The sequence below is a fragment of the Pseudomonas sp. S44 genome, from assembly GCF_016624805.1.
In the GTDB taxonomy this organism is placed as follows: domain Bacteria; phylum Pseudomonadota; class Gammaproteobacteria; order Pseudomonadales; family Pseudomonadaceae; genus Aquipseudomonas; species Aquipseudomonas machongensis.
The window spans coordinates 1-18,265 of the sequence record NZ_JACVTY010000001.1; the positions used below are offsets into that span (position 1 = coordinate 1).

Genomic DNA, 18,265 nt, shown 5'->3' on the forward strand with positions numbered 1-18,265 from the left:
TGTGCTTCACCCAGTCCGTGGGGGGGGGGGGGTGCCCCCCCCCCACAGGTCCTTTGTCAGGCCGCGATCTTCGACGGATCGGTCTGCAGCAACCAGCGGCTGCGCTGCGACTGCAGCAGCCCCTCGAGCAGCGACACACCGCGATCGCGCTGGGCGATGCGGTCCTGCTCGAATGAATCCCTGAGCAGGTTCAGCACGTTGCGCGACTGGGTCACCGCCTTGGGCGTAGTCACGTCGCTTTTCAGGTGGCCATCGACATAGGTGAGGATCCGCTCTTTCTGGCTCGCCTGCTGGGTGGCGCTGGCTTCCACCAGTTGGCCTTTGTCATAGGCCAGGCGGGTGGTGCTGCTGGCCTGGTCGTCGATCAGATGGTAGCTGTAGTTTTGCGACTCGCGGTCGCTGCCCAGCACCAGGTTGGTCAGCGGATTGAGGCCGCGGTGGAACGAGGCGGTGAGTTTGCTCTGCTGGTTCTGCTCCACCGACCGGTCCTGCAGGCCACGGTTCTTGACCGTGGTGCTCTGCGAGGTGCTGAAGGTGAAACTGTCGGTTTCGTCCAGGCGCATCGGGTTGCTTCTGCGCGTGGTTTCGCTGATCGAGGCGCTGAAGTCGGCCAGGCCGCTGAGCAGGGCGCGGTCCTTGTCGTTCAGGGCCGTCGGGCTTTGCACCGCAGGTTGGCGATTGTCGTCGATGCTGTTGAGCTGGGTGAACGCGTTCTTGAACAGGTTCATCAGGTTCTCGTCGCCACGGCCACGGCGCTGGGCGGCGTCGAACTGGGTCAGGTAGTTGTCGATCGCCGCGTTGCGCTGCGCCGACTTGCCCAGCAGCTCGGCGTCCTGGGTGTCCAGGCTCAGTTGCACCTGGCCGGTCGGGCCCTGCAGGCTGAGGCTGCGCGCCTTGTCATCGAGGCTCAGGGAGAAGGTCTGCTCGCCGCTCAGGGATTCGAACTTGCTGCTCATCTGCAAGGCGCTGAAGAGCTTCGGATCGAGCTTGACCAGTGCGCCGAGCTTGAGCTGGGGTGGCACCTCGTTGAGGCCATCGATGGTGGACTGGAAGGAGTCGGCGAGGTTGCCCAGGCCCTTGAGTTCTTCGCTGCTGAGCGAGCCGCCTTCGACTTCCGCGCTCACCGCCAGGCCCTTTTCGCTACTGGCCAGCGACAAGCGAATGGTCGCGCCGGACGCGGTGGTCAGGCTGAAGGTGACGCCGCTGTCGGGATTCTCGCGCAGGCGCTGCTGCTGCAGCTTGAGCACGCCAGGGTCGATTGGAGAGTCGTCGCTGAAGGCGAACACCGACTGCGAGATGTTCTTGCCGCCGTTCTGTGCGAGCTGTTCGATCAAGGCCGCACCAATGCCTTTGAAGCGGCCCGCGCTGCTGGACGACTGGAAGGCGGTCTGCAGCGTGGTGGCGAGCTTGTCCTGGCTGTCCTTTTCCCAGACATAGCGGACCTGGCCTGGCAGCAGCCCCTGGCGCGAGTAGGTCTCGGAATCGCTGATGGTGTTGCTCTGGCCGAGAATCACGCTGGTGCTCGGGACTGCCGAGACACTGGCGATGCCGGTCGGGTTGCTGGCGCTGGCCGGGGCCGGTTGCGGGGCAGTCAGGACCGGGGCCAGGCGCTGTGCAGCTGTTATCGGATTCATTAGCGTCCTGCCGAATAGAGATACGGGTACACCAGTGATATCGGCAGGCCAGCACTCAACATTAGAAAAAACGCGCAAACGAAACGGCCCGCCAGAAGGCGGGCCGTTCGTTACAGCAGGCGGCGATCAGCGGCGGCGGAACAGCGGCAGCGGCTCGTCGGTGGCACCCTGGTAGGTGACCGAGAAGTCCTTCAGGCTCTGCAACGCGTCTTCCGGGTCCTTGTCGGCACGGATGGCGAAGGCATCGAAGCCGCAGCGGGCCATGTAGAACAGTTGGTCGCGCAGTACATCGCCAATGGCGCGCAGCTCGCCCTTGTACTGGTAGCGATCACGCAGCAGGCGCGCATTGGAGTAGTTGCGCCCGTCGGTGAAGGCCGGGAAGTTCAGGGCGATGACCTGGAAGTGCTGGACGTCCTCGCCAATTTCCTCGGCTTCTTCGTCACTGTCCAGCCACACGCCCAGGCCGCCGTCGCGGGCCTTGAGGGCATGGGCATGGTCGCGCCACAGCTGCAGTGGAACGATGTAGTCGTCGCAGTTGGTCAGCTCGTCGAACGAGGTTTCCTTGGGCAGCAGGTGCCAGGTTTCGTCGATGAGTTGGTTGTTCTTAATGATTCGCTGCATAGACGCGTTCCTTGAATGGGTCGATGCCGATACGCTGGTAGGTGTCGATGAAGCGCTCGTCTTCGTTGCGCTGCTCGACGTACACGTTGATCAGCTTCTCGATCACGTCAGCCATGTCGTCCTGAGCGAAGGAGGGGCCGAGAATCTTGCCCAGGCTCGCATCGCGCGCGGCGTTGCCGCCCAGCGACACCTGGTAGAACTCCTCGCCTTTCTTGTCCACGCCGAGGATGCCGATGTGGCCCACGTGGTGGTGGCCGCAGGCGTTCATGCAGCCGGAGATGTTGAGGTCCAGCTCGCCGATGTCGAACAGGTAGTCCAGGTCGTCGAAGCGGCGCTGGATGGATTCGGCGATCGGGATCGACTTGGCATTGGCCAGCGAGCAGAAGTCGCCGCCTGGGCAGCAGATGATGTCGGTCAGCAGGCCGATGTTCGGCGTGGCGAAACCGCCTTCACGCAGTTCCAGCCACAGCGCGTGCAGCTGGCGCTGCTCGACGTCGGCGAGGATGATGTTCTGCTCGTGCGAGGTGCGCAGGAAGCCGAAGCTGTAGCGCTCGGCGAGGTCGGCCACGGCATCGAGCTGCTTGTCGGTCAGGTCGCCTGGAGCGACGCCGGTAGGTTTGAGCGACAGGGTCACGGCCACATAGCCAGGCTTCTTGTGCGCACGGGTGTTGCGCGAACGCCAGCGGGCGAACCCTGGGTGCTCCTGGTCCAGGGCGCTGTAGTCGACATTGTCGAGGGCCTGGTACTCGGGGTCGATGAAGTGACGCGAGACGCGCTGGACTTCTGCTTCGGTCAGGGTGCTGTTGCCGCCACGCAGGTGGGCCATTTCGGCCTCGACTTTCTCGGCGAACACTTCTGGCGTCAGGGCCTTGACCAAGATCTTGATCCGCGCCTTGTACTTGTTGTCACGACGGCCGTAACGGTTGTACACGCGCAGGATGGCGTCGAGGTAGCTGATCAGGTCCTGCCAGGGCAGGAACTCATTGATGAACGAGCCGACCACCGGCGTGCGGCCCAGGCCGCCACCGACCAGCACGCGGAAGCCCAGCTCGCCGGCTTCGTTGCGCACAGGCTCAAGGCCGATGTCGTGCACTTCGATGGCCGCGCGGTCTTCCTTCGAACCGTTGATCGCAATCTTGAACTTGCGCGGCAGGTAGGCGAATTCCGGGTGGAAGGTGGTCCACTGACGGACGATCTCACACCAGGGGCGTGGATCGATCAGCTCGTCTGCGGCAACACCGGCAAACTGGTCGGTGGTGGTGTTGCGCAGGCAGTTGCCGCTGGTCTGGATCGCGTGCATCTGCACGGTGGCCAGTTCAGCCAGGATGTCCGGGATGTCTTCCAGCGCAGGCCAGTTGAACTGCACGTTCTGGCGGGTGGAGATGTGCGCGTAGCCCTTGTCGTAGTCGCGGGCGATCTTGGCCAGCATGCGGACCTGGCGCGCGTTCAACTGGCCGTAGGGCACGGCGACGCGCAGCATCGGGGCGAAACGTTGGATGTAGAGGCCGTTCTGCAGGCGCAGAGGGCGGAATTCTTCTTCGCTCAGCTCACCGGCCAGGTAGCGGCGGGTCTGATCACGGAACTGCTTGACGCGGTCCTCGATGATCCGCTGATCGTACTCGTCGTATACGTACATAAAAGTCCTGTCTCAGGCTGCATGCAGCTAATCGCGCGCACGGCCGCGCACTCCGGGTCGGAGCGGGGGAACGATAACAGGTTGTATTTATGCGCTAAAGTGATGTTTTTGCATATGAAAAGAACCATTTGGACTAAGTGAGACTGGCTGCTATTTATCCGTGATGGCCATGCGCCGTTATACTGTATCCTTTGCTTTTGCAGGGATGTCTCGCATGGTCATCAGGACGCTGTGCCGCAGCTTGTGCCTGGGTCTGCCACTGGTGGCAAGCGCCCAAGCCGCTTCGGTGGTTTTTCTCAATCCCGGGTTGTCCGATGAGACGTTCTGGGTTGGCTATTCGCGGTTCATGCAAGCGGCGGCCGACGACCTGGGCATGGATCTGCGCGTGGAGTACGGCGAGCGCCAGGCCGAGCGGCAACTGGAGCAGGCGCGGGCGATCCTGCAGGGCGAGCACAAGCCCGACTACCTGGTGCTGGTCAACGAGCAGTATGTGGCGCCAGAGATCATGCGCCTGTCGCAGGGCAGCGGGGTCAAGCTGTTGTTGGTCAACAACGGCCTGACCGAGGGACAGGCCGAAGAGATTCAGGCACAGCCGGGCAAGTACGCGCCGCTGCTCGGCTCATTGGTCGGCAATGACGAACAGGCGGGTTACCAGATGCTGCACGACCTGGTCGCCAGCCTGCCCCGAACAGGCGAACCGATCGAGCTGCTGGCGTTTTCCGGCATCAGCACCACGCCTGCTTCGCAACTGCGCGAGCAAGGCATGCGGCGGGCGTTGGCCGAGTTTCCGCACGTACGCTTGCGCCAGCTGGTGTATGGCGGCTGGAGCCGCCAACGGGCCTTCGAGCAGGCCAAGTTGCTGCTGCAGCGCTATCCGCGGGTGCGCCTGGTGTGGTCGGCGAACGACCAGATGGCGTTCGGTGCAATGCAGGCGTTCGAGGCGGTTGGCCTGGTGCCGGGGCGCGATGTGTTGTTCAGCGCGGTCAACAGTTCGCCCGAGGCCTTGCAGGCTCGCGTGGATGGGCGGCTGAGCGTGCTCATGGGCGGGCATTTCAGCCTGGGCGGCTGGGCCATGGTGATGCTGCATGACGACGCCCGGGGCCTGGCGATGGACCGCGACGGGCAACACCTGTACCGCCTGCCAGTGCTGCAGGCCATCGATGCGGTGAAGGCGCAGCGCTGGCTGGAACTGAGCGCCCGTAAAGGCTATGGCATCGACTTTCGCCGCTACAGCGCAGAGGGGCGGGGCACCGACTATCGCTACCCGTTCCTGGCGTCACCCGTCGATTATTGAAAGACCCTGCTTGAGCAAAGGGCATTGCTGGACTTAACTGCTGGTGTGACGTGCATTCCCATAACCACTACAAGAGGCAATGCAATGGGAAACCCGACCAAGCTCCGCAAGCCTGACAGCAGTGTCGACGCCTGGGCGATCCTGTGCCTGATCGTGCTGGTTGTCGTGACCGCTGTGTACTGGGTCAGCCATCAGTAACGCAAACTTCAGACCGTGAACTGCAACCTGAGCCGCCCGCGGGAGAGAATTCCGCGGGCGGGTGCGTTCTGGCTTGCGCACGCAAAATGAGTGTTTCACCGCCCCGTCAGATGCATCGCCAACTGCACCAGGCCCACCAGCACCAGGATGAACACCAGGGTGAACATCACCCCCATCACGATGAAGTGGCTGGCCTTGCCGTGGGTGAAGTCGCGCGCGCGGTTCTTGCCGCTCTGCACGCCGAAGGCGGCAGCCAGGATGCTGTGCAGCATCTGCCAGAAGGTGGGTGGCTTGCCTTGGCTGGAATCGTCCATGGTGGCTCCCGGAAATCAGAGGCAATCAGCGAAAGTGTAGGCAACAACGGCGCTCAGCGCCCGACCCGCTTGCCACGTTGCAAGCCAACCTCCAGTGCCTGCCCGTCGCGTTGCTTGCCTTGGCGCGCCAAACCTTCGAGCTGGGGAATGAGCATGCCCTCGGGCAGGTGGCGCCAGAAACGCCCCGGCATATGCAGGCGCAGGGCATCAGGGTTCAGCCGCGCCGGGTTGAAGGTGGAGCGGTAGTAGGTACGCCACAGCTCGGCGCCGGTATCTTCGGCATGGCGCGCCCAGTCCACCCATTCACGCGGACACTGCCGACGGTAGTCGAGCTTGCTGCCGTCGAAGCGTATGCCATCGGTGGGCGTTGCGATCAGCCAGCGCTGGCGCCCGAGGCGGTCGGCAAAATGGCCACTGGCGCTTTCAAGGATGTCATGGGCAGGTTCGTGGTAGGCCACCAGGTCCAGTTGCAGGCGCTCGGCGACCGCTTCCGGCAATGGCACGAAGCGCACGAAGGCGTGCAGGTGATGCGCCTCGCGGGAGACCTGCTTGATACGCCGCTGCAACTCGCTGCCAAGGCGGTCGCCGGCGAGCATTGCCGTGCGATCTCCATGGGCGACACGCCAGAGGACTTCGTACAGCAGGTTCCAGCGTTGTTCGCCGCGATAGCGAGCGGCCTGCTCAAGCTGTGCCAGCAAGGCCGCGGGCACCCGCGCACGGAAGGGGCCGGGTCCTTGTGGCAAAGGCGTGGGGATGGCCAGCAGGTCGTCCATCGGCCCCTGGCCCCAGGTCACCTCGGCCGGGTCGATGCCATGGCCGAGAAGGACTCGCGCCTGGTCGCGCCAGGTGCCGAACAGGTCGTCGCAATCCAGCGCGATCATGCCCATAACCCCATCTGCACCGGTGCCTGCGGTTCGCGCAGGCGTTGGCGCAGCAAGCCGCTGCGCAGTTCGGCCTGGGCCGGGCGGTAATCGCTGGTGACGATGAACGGCCGGGCCTTTTCCAGCACGCAGCGCAGTTGGATCAGATCGTCGTAGCGGATCCGCCGCTCGCGTCGCAGCGCCACCAGCCGCTGTACGCTGCGCAGGCCGATACCGGGAATACGGGCGAGCAGGGCGGGCTCGGCGCGGTTCAGGTCCAGCGGAAAGACCTCGCGGTTGGCCAGGGCCCAGGCCAGCTTGGGGTCGATGTCCAGCGCCAGGTTACCGGCCTGGCCGAGCAGCTCGCCGGCCTTGTAGCCGTAGCCGCGCATCAGGAAGTCGGCCTGGTACAGGCGGTGCTCGCGCAGCAGCGGCGGTGCGGCGAGCGGCACACTGTTCGGGCTGTCCGGGATCGGGCTGAAGGCGGAGTAGTACACGCGCTTGAGGCCATAGCCCTGGTACAGCGATTCGGCGTTGCGCAGCAGGGTGCGGTCGTCGGTGGTATCGGCACCGACGATTACCTGGGTGCTCTGCCCGGCCGGTGTGAAACGCGGCGCCCGCGGTTCGCCGGCCACGGCCTGCTGGCCCTGGTGAATCACGCCCATGGCCTGACGGATGGTGTGTGCCTGTTTTTCCGGCGCCAGGCGCTTGAGGCTGGCCTCGGTGGGCAGCTCGACGTTGACGCTCAGTCGGTCGGCCAGGCGTCCGGCTTCTTCGATCAGCAGCGGGTCGGCGTCGGGAATGGTCTTGAGGTGGATGTAGCCGCGGAAGCCGTGCTCTTCGCGCAGCAGCCTGGCAACGCGGTTCAACTGCTCCATGGTGTAGTCGGCCGAGCGAATGATGCCCGAGCTCAGGAACAACCCGCTGATGCAGTTGCGCCGGTAGAAGTCGAGGGTCAGGCGCACCACTTCCTCGGGGCTGAAGCGTGCGCGCGGCACGTTGCTGGAGCGGCGATTGACGCAGTACTGGCAGTCGTACAGGCAAAAGTTGGTGAGCAACACCTTGAGCAGCGATACGCAGCGCCCGTCAGGGGTGTAGCTGTGGCAGATGCCCATGCCATCGGTGGCGCCAAGCCCGTCACGCCCCCGCGAGCTGCGCTTGGGCGCGCCGCTGCTGGCGCAGGATGCATCGTATTTGGCGGCGTCGGCGAGAATGCCGAGCTTGGCGATGAGTTGCATGGGGATGTCTCGAGATACTGGTTTTTCATACAGTATTTGCAGAGCGGTCGAGTTGCAAGAGGCTTCTTGAAGTTGCCTGACGGCTCGACCTCGGTTCCACCACCACAGCCTGAATGCGCGAGCGGCTAACCTGACTGAATCACTCAGCTAAGCTTGCCTGGGATTTCGTACGCCACAGGCACGAACACTCGGACCAGGGGCAAGGCACATTCACGGACAGGATCGGGGCCAGCGGTGCCTCGACGGAGGGAGCACATGAACAGAGAAATCGCATTCAAACCGGCCCTTGCGGGCCTGGCCTTGGCCTTTGGCCTCACGGCCGTCCAGGCCGCCGAGAGCAAGCGGGTCGATGTGCTGCTGGTGGGCGGCGGGATCATGAGCTCCACGCTGGCCGTGTGGCTCAACGAGCTCGAGCCCGGTTGGTCGATGGAGATGATCGAGCGGCTGGACAAGGTCGCCGAGGAAAGCTCAAACGGTTGGAACAACGCCGGTACCGGGCATTCGGCGCTGGCCGAGCTGAACTACACCCCTGAAAAGGACGGCAAGATCGACATCAGCAAGGCGGTGGAGATCAACGAGTCGTTTCAGGTCACCCGGCAGTTTCTCGCCTGGCAGGTCAAGCAGGGGGTACTGAAGAACCCACGTTCGTTCATCAACGCCACACCGCACATGAGCTTTGTCTGGGGCGATGACAATATCCGTTTCCTGCGCAAGCGCTACGAGGCGCTGCAGGCCAGCCCGCTGTTCAAGCCCATGCAGTATTCGGAAGACAACGCACAGATCGCCAAGTGGGTGCCGTTGATGATGGAGGGGCGCGACCCGAACCAGAAGCTTGCGGTGACCTGGACGCCGATCGGCACAGACGTCAATTTCGGCGAGATCACCCGTCAGTACGTGACGTACCTGCAGACCCGCCCCAACTTCGACCTCAAGCTCTCCAGCGAAGTGCAGGACATCACCCGCAACGACGACGGCTCGTGGCATGTGGAGTACAAGAACCTCAAGGATGGCAGCACGTCGGCCACCGATGCCAAGTTCCTGTTCATCGGCGCCGGTGGCGCGGCGCTGCCTCTGTTGCAGAAGTCAGGCATCCCCGAGGCGAAGGAGTACGCAGGTTTCCCGGTGGGGGGATCGTTCCTGGTGACCGAGAACGCTGCCATTGCCGAGCGCCACATGGCCAAGGCCTATGGCATCGCCTCGACGGGGGCGCCGCCGATGTCGGTGCCGCATCTGGATACGCGGGTGCTCGATGGCAAGCGGGTGATTCTGTTCGGGCCCTTTGCAACCTTCTCGACCAAGTTTCTCAAGGAAGGCTCGCTGCTCGACCTGTTCGGCAGCATGACGCTACACAACAGTTGGCCGATGGTACGTGTCGGGGTCCGCGAGTTCGACCTGGTGCAGTACCTGATCGGCCAGGTCATGCAGTCGGACGACGACCGCTTCGCTGCGCTGCAGACCTACTTCCCCCATGCCAAGAAAGAAGACTGGCGCCTGTGGCAGGCTGGGCAGCGCGTACAGATCATCAAGAACGACCCTGAGCAGGGCGGGGTGCTCAAGCTTGGCACCGAGGTCGTGACCTCTGCCGACGGCACCATTGCCGGCCTGCTGGGTGCCTCGCCGGGCGCCTCGACCGCGCCACCGATCATGCTCGACCTGCTGCGCAAGGTGTTCAAGGACAAGGTCGCTTCACCACCCTGGCAGGAGAAGCTGCACCAGATCATCCCAAGCTACGGGCTCAAGTTGAACGAGCATCCTGACAAGGTGCAGGAGGAGTGGGACTACACCAATGAAGTGCTGCAGCTGCAGCCTCTGACTTCGCCAGCGGGCTGAGCCCGGCGGTTGGCGGCCCTGGTGCGGGGCCGCCAGATGCGGAGCTATCGTCTCGAAAGCGTGCCGCCATGCCGCAGGTCGCTTTCGCGTTCGCTTGCTAAGATGCGTCCACTCTCAAGCACTGGACATCCTCAATGAGCGACCGCACTCCGATCATTCCCCCTTCGCAGCAGAAACTTGCCGAACGTGCCGGTTATCTGCCGGCCTTGAAGGTCGGTAATACGTTGTATCTGGCCGGTCAGGTGGGGCGTACGGCGGATCTGCAGGTCATTGCCGACCCGCGGCAGCAGTTTTACGCGGCGTGGGAAAACCTGAGGGACGTGCTGGCGGCTGCCGGTTGTGATTTTGCGGATGTGGTGGAACTGACCACTTATCATGTCGGCTTGCGCGAGCACATGGCGGTGTTTCGTGAGGTCAAGGACGCGCTGTTCCCGCGGGGTACATGCCCCTGGACCTGTATTGGTGTCAGCGAACTGGCCCATGACGGGCTGCTGGTGGAGATCAAGTGCGTGGCGGTTGGGCGCCAGGGGTGAGATGCAGAAGGGGCGCCAACGGGCGCCCCTTCTTTTTTGCTGCTTAGGCTTCAGCGTCCCATGGACGATCGCCTTTTTCATCCTTGACGCGGGTCGGCAGGCCCATCACGTCCAGCGTTTTGAGGAACGGCTCGGCGGGCAGTTCCTCGACGTTGACCATGCGCCCGGCATCCCACTCGCCGCGGGCGACCAGCAGGGCTGCGGCCACTGGCGGCACGCCAGCGGTGTAGGAGATGCCCTGGCTGTCGGTCTCGGCGTAGGCTTCTTCGTGGTCGGCGACGTTGTAGATGAACACTTCGCGTGCCTGGCCGTCCTTGGTGCCTTTGACCAGATCGCCGATGCAGGTCTTGCCGGTGTAGCCCGGAGCCAGGGATGCTGGATCGGGCAGTACGGCCTTGACCACTTTCAGCGGCACGACTTCAAGGCCTTCGGCGGTCTTGACCGGTTGCTCGGAGAGCAGGCCGAGGCTCTTCAGCACGGTGAACACGTTGATGTAGTGTTCGCCGAAGCTCATCCAGAAACGCACATTGGGTACGTTCAGGTTCTTCGAGATCGAATGTACTTCATCGTGACCGGTCAGGTAGAGGTTCTGCGAACCCACCACCGGGAGGTCGTCGGTGCGCTTGACCTCGAACATGGTGTTGCTGGTCCACTGGCTGTTCTGCCAGCTCCATACTTGCCCGGTGAACTCGCGGAAGTTGATTTCCGGGTCGAAGTTGGTGGCGAAGTACTTGCCGTGGGAACCGGCATTGACGTCGAGAATGTCGATCGAATAAATGCGGTCGAAATACTGCTGCTGCGCGAGTTTCGCGTAGCTGTTCACCACACCCGGGTCGAAGCCGACACCGAGAATGGCGGTAATGTTCTTCTGCTGGCACTCCTCGAGATGCTTCCACTCGTAGTTGCCATACCAGGGCGGGGTTTCGCAGATCTTGCCCGGTTCTTCGTGAATCGCGGTATCGAGATAGGCGACACCGGTATCGATGCAGGCACGCAGCACCGACATGTTGAGGAAGGCGGAACCGACGTTGATCACGATCTGCGATTCGGTCTCGCGGATCAGTGCCTTGGTCGCCTCGACATCGAGGGCGTTGAGCGAGAAGGCCTGGATGTCTGCGGGTACCTTGAGGCTACCCTTGGCCTTGACGCTGTCGATGATGGCCTGGCATTTGGAGATGTTCCGTGACGCAATCGCAATACGACCGAGTTCGTCGTTATGCTGTGCGCACTTGTGGGCCACCACCTTGGCGACACCTCCTGCACCAATGATAAGAACGTTCTTCTTCAATTTATCCCTTGCTCCTTACTGAAAGCCGGTCTTACGACAGGCTGGAAACGTAGTCTTCGAAACCGAACTCGCGCTTGACCTCGACGCTGCCGTCGAGCTGTTTGACGACGATGGCCGGCATCTTCAGACCGTTGAACCAGTTCTTCTTGACCATGGTGTAACCCGCCGCGTCGATGAACGACAGGCGATCGCCGATGGCCAGAGGACGATCGAATTGGTACTCGCCGAAGATGTCGCCGGCCAGGCACGACTTGCCGCAGACCATGTAGGTGTGCTCGCCGTCGTTGGGGGCCATCTTGGCGTTGAGGCGGTAGATCAGCAGGTCGAGCATGTGCGCTTCGATGGAGCTGTCGACCACGGCCAGGTGCTTGCCGTTGTAGAGCGTGTCGAGCACGGTGACTTCCAGCGAGGCGCTGTTGGTGATCGCCGCTTCACCGGGCTCCAGGTAGACCTGCACGCCGTACTTCTCGGAGAAGCCTTTCAGGCGGGCGCAGAAAGCGTCGAGTGCGTAGCCTTCGCCGGTGAAGTGGATGCCGCCGCCGAGGCTGACCCACTGGACCTGGTGCAGCAAATGGCCGAAGCGCTCTTCGATGTGCGAGAGCATCTTGTCGAACAGGCTGAAGTCACCGTTTTCGCAGTTGTTGTGGAACATGAAGCCGGAAATCGTGCCGATCACCTTTTCGATCTTTTCCGGATCCCATTCGCCCAGGCGGCTGAACGGACGCGCCGGGTCGGCCAGCAGGTAGTCGGAGCTGCTCACCTGAGGGTTGACGCGCAGGCCGCGGGTCTTGCCTTCGGACTGCTCGGCGAAGCGCTGGAGCTGGCCGATGGAGTTGAAGATGATCTTGTCGCAGTTCTCCAGCATTTCCTCGACCTCATCGTCGGCCCAGGCCACGCTGTAGGCGTGGGTCTCGCCGGCGAACTTCTGGCGGCCGAGCTTGAGCTCGTAGAGCGAGGAGGAGGTGGTGCCGTCCATGTACTGCTCCATCAGGTCGAATACCGACCAGGTGGCGAAGCACTTGAGGGCGAGCAAGGCCTTGGCGCCGGAGTGTTCGCGCACGTAGGCGATCTTCTCCAGGTTGCCCAGCAGCTTGGTTTTGTCGATGAGGTAGTACGGCGTCTTGATCATTTCAAAGGCCCCCGGCCAGGCCGGCCAAAAAAAGGACACGCATTGTGCCTTCACTTGCCGCATATCGAAAGGGCGCGATGCGCATTTCGTCCGAGCTCGCAGGCTGCGGGCCGCGTGAGGGGAGTAGAGCAGGGGAATGTGACTGTCTTAATCGTTGTGGAGGCAGATGGCCCTATCGCGGGACAAGTCGGGGCGCCGAACCGCCGCTCCCACAAGTGACACCGCAGTATGCAGCAGTTGCGGCGCTCTTGTAGGAGCGGGCTTGTCCCGCGATAGGGCCATCTGCCTCGCTACATCACTGCGGCAACCGCGCCACCACCTTGATCTCGAAATCGAAGCCGTACAACCAGGTTACCCCGACAGCCGTCACCGTTGGGTAAGGTGCTGGCCCCCAGAATTCAGCGCGCACCAAGTCCCAGATGCTCTGGAACTTGTTTTGTGGGTCGACGATGAACAGGGTCACGTCCTGCACGTCAGCGAAGCTGCAACCGGCGGCGGCGAGAATCGCCTCGAGGTTGGCGAAGGCCCGGCGCACCTGGTTTTCCAGGCCCGGCTCGGGTGAGCCGTCCTCGCGGCTGCCAACTTGCCCGGAGACGAACAGCAAGCCGTTGCTGCGCACGGCCGGGGAGTAGTGATTGATGTCGTACAGGGCCTGACGGCCAGCAGGGAATACTACGTCGCGTTGGTTCATGGTGTTTTCTCCATCAAGGGGGTGATGGGGCGACTGTACGAGCCCGGACCTGTTCGATAAACGTGCCAGTCTGGTTATCATTGTTTGTTTATTCCAAACAATCGAGGCGCTGATGGACCGGTTCGACGCAATGCGTGCCTTTGCCCGGGTGGTAGAGGCGGGCAGCTTCACCAAGGCTGCAGAGACGCTGCACATGAGCCGCACCAGTGTGACCCAGCTGGTGCAGCAGTTGGAAACCCGCCTGCGCGTGCGCCTGCTCAACCGCACCACGCGCAAGGTGAGTGTGACCCGCGATGGCGAGCAGTTCTACCAGCGGGTGTTGCGCCTGTTGGCGGAGCTCGAGGATGCGGAGAGCAGCCTCAGCGGCGCTGCCGGCCTGCCGCGTGGCAAGTTGCGGGTCGATGTACCGAGCCCGCTGGCAAGCCTGGTGCTGGTGCCGGCGCTGCCGGACTTCCATGCCCGCTACCCGGACATCCAGATCGACATGGGCGTCAGCGATCGTATCGTCGACATCATTGGCGAGCATGTCGATTGCGTGGTGCGCGGAGGCGAACTGCTGGACCAGTCGCTGATGGCGCGCAAGGTTGCCGACCTGCAGTTGGGGGTGTATGCGGCGCCGGCTTACCTCGAACGCCTTGGCACCCCTGCCCATCCTTCGGACCTGGAGGGTTCTGACCACCGTACGGTAGGTTTTCTCTGGGCACGTACCGGCAAACCGCTGCCCTATGCCCTCGTTCGCGGCACCGAGCGGCTGCAGGTTCGCGGTACCCAAGTGCTGGCGGTGGACGATGGCAACGCCTACCTGGCGGCCGGGGTGGCTGGGCTTGGGGTGCTGTGGCTGCCGGACTACATGGCCCGCGCGCCACTGGCCAGCGGTGCGCTGGTGCGGGTGCTCGAAGATTGGCAGTTGGAGCCGATGCCGTTGTACGTCGCTTATCCGCCGAATCGGCATGTGGGCGCGCGGTTGCGGGTGTTCATCGACTGGGTGGTGGAGGTGATGGGGCGCTGATCAGGGCCTTTCCCGACCGGATAGAGCGCGCGTTGGCGGTCAGGCAACACCGCCGGTCGTGCTGGGGCTCAAGTACACCTTGCAGCCGGTTCATGGCTCATCACGCTGTCTACGAACCCCAGCGCCCCGAGGCCGGAGCCCGCCTGCCGGACATGGAGCGCGACAGGGTCTACCGAACCCTTGAGCGCACCGACCGGAATGTCACCAAGTCGGCACGCTTGCTGGGGCCGTCACGCGGCATGCTCCGCTACAAGATCGAAAAGCTGGGGTTGAGCAGGCCTGACAAGCGGCAGTGGTGACCGTCAGGGCTTGCCACTGCCGCCCTGGCTACCATTACCCTCCGAGCCGCTGCCGTCCATGCCGGGCAGGTCGCGGTTGTCGTTCTGCCGGGCCGGCGGGCTTTCCGGGTCGTTGCCCTGGATCCGCGGGTCGGTATCGCGCGGCATGGGTTTTTCAACCGGGTTGAGGGTGCTGTCTACACCAGGCTGTGGCGCGGGGTTATGCGGATCGTCCGGGTAAGTGGTGCCGGTGCCAACCGCCATGGCCAGTGGTGAGCAGAGCAGGGCGGCGAGCAGGCAGGTACGGGTCAGGGATCGCTTCATGGGGCAAACTCCTTTGCGCAGGACAGGGGCATCTTTCTCTTGGGCCCCGTCCTGCTCAGCAAGGTGCCATCATCCCGACCGACGGTCATACCACCATCGACAACAGCATGATGAAGATGATGCCGACCACGGACAGGATGGTTTCCATCATGCTCCAGGTCTTGAAGGTCTCGGCCACGGTCATGTTGAAGTACTGCTTGACCAGCCAGAACCCGGCGTCGTTGACGTGGGACAGAATCAGCGAGCCAGCGCCGGTGGCCAGTACCAGCAGCTCACGGTTCACCCCCGGCACCAGTTCGATCACCGGCGCGACGATACCGGCGCCGGTGATGGTCGCCACGGTTGCCGAACCTGTTGCGATGCGGATCACCGCCGCCACCAGCCAGGCCAGCATGATGGGTGAAATTTCAGCCTGCACGGCCATCTGTCCGATCACGTTGCCAACGCCGGTGTCCACCAGCATCTGCTTGAAGCCGCCGCCTGCACCGACGATCAGCACGATCGCCGCGGTAGGCGCCAGGCTCTGGTCGAGCATCTTCATGATCTGCTGGCGGCTGAAGCCGCGGGCCGAACCGAAGGTGTAGAACGCCAGGAGCAAGGCGGCGAGCAGCGCGGTGATGGGGTGGCCGATCAGGTCCATCCACTGACGCACGATATGGTCAGTCGGGAGTACCACGTCGGCAAAGGTCTTGAGCAACATGAGCGCCACTGGCAGCAGCACGGTGACCAGCGTGATGGTGAAGCTGGGCAGGTTTTTCTGGTCGGAGTCGCGGGCGATCTGGTCCATCAGCTCCTGGGACGGGTTGCCCGGAATGTAGCGGGAGATGAAGTTACCGAACAGCGGCCCGGCGATGACTGCAGTAGGCAGCGCCACCAGCAGGCCGTAGAAGATGGTCTTGCCGATATCGGCGTGGAAAATGCCGATCGCCAGCAATGGCCCAGGGTGCGGCGGCACCAGGCCATGCACCACCGAGAGCCCTGCCAGCAGCGGGATGCCGATCTTCACCAGCGACACCCCGGAGCGGCGGGCGACGATGAATACCAGCGGGATCAGCAGCACGAAGCCGATCTCGAAGAACAGTGGGATGCCCACCAGGAATGCGGCGAACATCATCGCCCAATGCACTTTCTGCTTGCCGAAGGCTCGGATCAGCGTCTGTGCGATCTGGTCGGCGCCGCCGGAGTCGGCCATCAGCTTGCCGAGCATTGTCCCCAGCGCCAGGACGATGCCGACAAAGCCGAGCACGCCGCCGAAGCCGTCCTGGAACGATTTCATGACCTTGGCCACCGGCATGCCGGAGGTCAGGCCGAGGAAGCCTGCGGCCAGGGTCAGTGCGACGAAGGGGTGGACCTTGAAATGGGTGATCAGCAGGATGAGCCCGACGATGGTAACGAGCGCGTCGAGCAGCAGGTAGGTATCAGTAGCCAGTCCGAACATGGTGTCTATGCCTCGGTCTTGTCGTTGTTGTAATGGCGAAACTTGAGTGAACTTTTGACGCCCGCAGGCGTCGGGACAGCGCTGTCTTTGGTGAGCCGGAAAACCGCCGGATCAGGCAGTTCGCGCCAGGTGCCGGTCACCGCAGGGCTTTAGCCAGTCGTGCACGGATTCGGCAAGTGCTTCGATCGGACGCGTGGCGTCCAGCGCCAGCGTGAGCGGTTCGCCACGCGGCGATTCGAGGGTCGCGAACTGGCTGGTGATGAGGCTTGCCGGCATGAAGTGGCCGGGGCGGGCGAGCACGCGTTTCTCGGCCTCTTCAGGGCTCAATTCGAGAAAGACGAAGCCCAGGCCTGGCACGGCCTGGCGCAGGGTGTCGCGGTAGCGGCGCTTGAGCGCCGAGCAGGTGAGGATCGGGCGTTCACCGGCCTGGAGAGTGGCCTGCAGCTCTTCGCCCAGGCGTACCAGCCAACCGGCACGGTCGTTGTCGTCCAGGGGAATGCCGGCGCTCATCTTCTGGATGTTTTCGGCAGGGTGGAAGGCGTCGCCCTCGATCAGGCGTCCGCCGCTACGTGCAGCAACGGCCTGGCCGACGCAGCTTTTGCCACAGCCTGCCACGCCCATGACCACGATGGCGCAAGGGGAAAGGTTCATCGGTACCTCCTGCGGGGTAAGACAGCGCTGTCTTGCTCTCGACGAGCAGTGGTGCAAGCGCCACCCTCCCGGGTGTTATTGATCTTGTGATACGCAGTATGGATGCTGCGGCAATTATTACGTTGCCTGCGTCCTGAGACAGCGCTACCTTAGTGACCGTTCCCACTTCTTGCAAGTAGTAAAATTACAACATTCATGACCCGCACCGGCTCCCGCACCACAGGTCGTCCCACTCTGGCCGAAGTCGCCAGGCTTTCAGGGGTTTCTCCCATTACCGCTTCGCGCGCGCTGCGCGGCGTCAGCACGGTTGCACCGGAGTTGGTGGAAAAGGTCATTGCCGCCGCAGCGAGCCTGGGGTACGTGGCCAACCCGGCCGCCCGTGCCCTGGCATCGGCACGCAGCCAGTCGGTGGTGGTATTGATTCCATCGCTGTCCAACCAACTGTTCATCGACACGCTGGAGGCGATTCACGAGGTGATGCGTCCACGCGGGTTGGAAGTGCTGATCGGCAACTATCACTACGACAGCGCCGAGGAAGAGAACCTGATCCGCAACTACCTGGCCTACCAGCCCTGCGGCATCCTGCTGACCGGGTTCGAGCGCAGCGATGCTTCGCGGCAGATGCTCGCAGCCAGCGGCGTGCCCTGTGTCCACATGATGGAGCTTGGCGGGGAGCCGGGCGCCCTGTCGGTGGGGTTTTCGCAGCAGCAGGCGGGTCGCGCCGCCGCTCGCCACCTCATTGAGCGTGGCCGCAGGCGCCTGGGCTTCATCGCGGCGCAGCTCGATCCGCGGGTGATGCAGCGCGCCGAGGGGTTTCGCCAGGCCTTGCTGGAGGCCGGCTTGCAGGCACCGGAGCTGGAGATGCTGGACCCACAACCCTCATCGATCGGCCTTGGTGGCGAGCTGTTCAGCCGTTTGCTGGCCAAGGCACCGGATGTCGACGGCCTGTTCTTCTGCAACGATGACCTGGCCCAGGGCGCGGTGCTCCAGGCGTTGCGCCAAGGTGTCGAGGTTCCGCGGCAGGTGGCGATGGTCGGCTTCAACGACCTGCCGGCTTCGGCGCACATGGTGCCGCGCCTGACCTCGATCCGTACGCCAAGGGCCGCTGTGGGGCGCACTGCCGCGCAGGCGCTGTTGAGTCTGCTCGACGGCAAGCGGGACGTGGAGCAGCAGCAGGACATGGGCTTCGAGTTGGTGGTGCGGGAAAGCACCTGACCGGACGTGGATACGGTCGAATCTCCCTTCGAAACCGCCTAATCACAAGGTGATATCAGATCGCTTGCATGGCGGCGGGGCCCA

General features: G+C 63.3%; 17 protein-coding genes and 1 pseudogene. 6 read left to right on the forward strand and 12 right to left on the reverse strand.

Going from position 1 to position 18,265, the window contains the following annotated elements:
• Positions 1-56 precede the first annotated feature (56 nt).
• The 3 genes from IAE40_RS00005 to IAE40_RS00015 all read right to left on the reverse strand — a co-directional run bounded on the left by IAE40_RS00005 (position 57) and on the right by IAE40_RS00015 (position 3,891).
• Positions 57-1,634 carry a hypothetical protein gene (locus IAE40_RS00005; RefSeq protein WP_200602353.1) on the reverse strand — a complete coding sequence of 526 codons (1,578 nt, stop codon included), beginning with the start codon at positions 1,632-1,634 and terminating at the stop codon, positions 57-59.
• Between the two features lie 126 nt (positions 1,635-1,760).
• Positions 1,761-2,255 carry a DUF934 domain-containing protein gene (locus IAE40_RS00010; RefSeq protein ID WP_054890756.1) on the reverse strand — a complete coding sequence of 165 codons (495 nt, stop codon included), beginning with the start codon at positions 2,253-2,255 and terminating at the stop codon, positions 1,761-1,763.
• Positions 2,239-3,891 carry a nitrite/sulfite reductase gene (locus tag IAE40_RS00015; RefSeq protein WP_054890755.1) on the reverse strand — a complete coding sequence of 551 codons (1,653 nt, stop codon included), beginning with the start codon at positions 3,889-3,891 and terminating at the stop codon, positions 2,239-2,241. Before IAE40_RS00015 ends, IAE40_RS00010 begins: the two co-directional genes overlap by 17 nt.
• Before the next feature lie 214 nt (positions 3,892-4,105).
• Here IAE40_RS00015 and IAE40_RS00020 point away from each other — a divergent pair, with 214 nt between their 5' ends.
• A complete protein-coding gene (locus IAE40_RS00020) occupies positions 4,106-5,185 on the forward strand; it encodes an ABC transporter substrate-binding protein (protein ID WP_200602354.1) in 1,080 nt (359 codons plus the stop codon).
• A gap of 293 nt (positions 5,186-5,478) precedes the next feature.
• Here IAE40_RS00020 and IAE40_RS00025 read toward each other — a convergent pair whose 3' ends face one another.
• From IAE40_RS00025 to IAE40_RS00035, 3 genes are read right to left on the reverse strand one after another with little or no spacing between them, the layout of a single operon-like run.
• Positions 5,479-5,697: a DUF2970 domain-containing protein gene (locus IAE40_RS00025; RefSeq protein ID WP_054890753.1), complete on the reverse strand. Its 219-nt coding sequence runs from the start codon at positions 5,695-5,697 to the stop codon at positions 5,479-5,481.
• Between the two features lie 53 nt (positions 5,698-5,750).
• A complete protein-coding gene (locus tag IAE40_RS00030; RefSeq protein ID WP_200602355.1) occupies positions 5,751-6,584 on the reverse strand; it encodes a TIGR03915 family putative DNA repair protein in 834 nt (277 codons plus the stop codon).
• Entirely contained in the window at positions 6,575-7,795 is a 1,221-nt protein-coding gene (locus tag IAE40_RS00035) for a putative DNA modification/repair radical SAM protein (protein WP_153773757.1), read from the reverse strand. Before IAE40_RS00035 ends, IAE40_RS00030 begins: the two co-directional genes overlap by 10 nt.
• Before the next feature lie 255 nt (positions 7,796-8,050).
• On the opposite strand from IAE40_RS00035, the gene mqo reads away from it, so the two are divergent.
• Complete coding sequence (mqo, locus tag IAE40_RS00040; protein WP_200602356.1) at positions 8,051-9,625, forward strand: malate dehydrogenase (quinone); 1,575 nt, start codon at positions 8,051-8,053, stop codon at positions 9,623-9,625.
• 134 nt (positions 9,626-9,759) lie between these two features.
• Positions 9,760-10,158 carry a RidA family protein gene (locus IAE40_RS00045; RefSeq protein ID WP_197890771.1) on the forward strand — a complete coding sequence of 133 codons (399 nt, stop codon included), beginning with the start codon at positions 9,760-9,762 and terminating at the stop codon, positions 10,156-10,158.
• Between the two features lie 43 nt (positions 10,159-10,201).
• Here IAE40_RS00045 and IAE40_RS00050 read toward each other — a convergent pair whose 3' ends face one another.
• From IAE40_RS00050 to IAE40_RS00060, 3 genes are all read right to left on the reverse strand, one after another.
• Entirely contained in the window at positions 10,202-11,446 is a 1,245-nt protein-coding gene (locus IAE40_RS00050) for a saccharopine dehydrogenase family protein (protein WP_200602357.1), read from the reverse strand.
• Positions 11,447-11,477: 31 nt separating this feature from the next.
• A complete protein-coding gene (locus tag IAE40_RS00055) occupies positions 11,478-12,575 on the reverse strand; it encodes a carboxynorspermidine decarboxylase (RefSeq protein WP_054890747.1) in 1,098 nt (365 codons plus the stop codon).
• A 295-nt stretch (positions 12,576-12,870) separates the two neighbouring features.
• A complete protein-coding gene (locus tag IAE40_RS00060) occupies positions 12,871-13,266 on the reverse strand; it encodes a RidA family protein (RefSeq protein ID WP_153773753.1) in 396 nt (131 codons plus the stop codon).
• 112 nt (positions 13,267-13,378) lie between these two features.
• Here IAE40_RS00060 and IAE40_RS00065 point away from each other — a divergent pair, with 112 nt between their 5' ends.
• Complete coding sequence (locus tag IAE40_RS00065) at positions 13,379-14,275, forward strand: LysR family transcriptional regulator (RefSeq protein WP_054890745.1); 897 nt, start codon at positions 13,379-13,381, stop codon at positions 14,273-14,275.
• A gap of 104 nt (positions 14,276-14,379) precedes the next feature.
• Positions 14,380-14,574 (forward strand): annotated as a pseudogene (locus IAE40_RS00070) (helix-turn-helix domain-containing protein); the annotation flags it as partial.
• 3 nt (positions 14,575-14,577) lie between these two features.
• On the opposite strand, the gene IAE40_RS00075 reads toward IAE40_RS00070, so the two are convergent.
• The 3 genes from IAE40_RS00075 to IAE40_RS00085 all read right to left on the reverse strand — a co-directional run bounded on the left by IAE40_RS00075 (position 14,578) and on the right by IAE40_RS00085 (position 16,966).
• Positions 14,578-14,877 carry a hypothetical protein gene (locus IAE40_RS00075; protein ID WP_112898371.1) on the reverse strand — a complete coding sequence of 100 codons (300 nt, stop codon included), beginning with the start codon at positions 14,875-14,877 and terminating at the stop codon, positions 14,578-14,580.
• 85 nt (positions 14,878-14,962) lie between these two features.
• Positions 14,963-16,315, reverse strand: a complete 1,353-nt coding sequence (locus tag IAE40_RS00080; protein WP_065863646.1) for a GntP family permease — start codon at positions 16,313-16,315, stop codon at positions 14,963-14,965.
• Between the two features lie 111 nt (positions 16,316-16,426).
• A complete protein-coding gene (locus IAE40_RS00085) occupies positions 16,427-16,966 on the reverse strand; it encodes a gluconokinase (protein ID WP_200602358.1) in 540 nt (179 codons plus the stop codon).
• Positions 16,967-17,161: 195 nt separating this feature from the next.
• Here IAE40_RS00085 and IAE40_RS00090 point away from each other — a divergent pair, with 195 nt between their 5' ends.
• Positions 17,162-18,181, forward strand: a complete 1,020-nt coding sequence (locus IAE40_RS00090) for a LacI family DNA-binding transcriptional regulator (protein WP_197890773.1) — start codon at positions 17,162-17,164, stop codon at positions 18,179-18,181.
• Positions 18,182-18,265 lie beyond the last annotated feature (84 nt).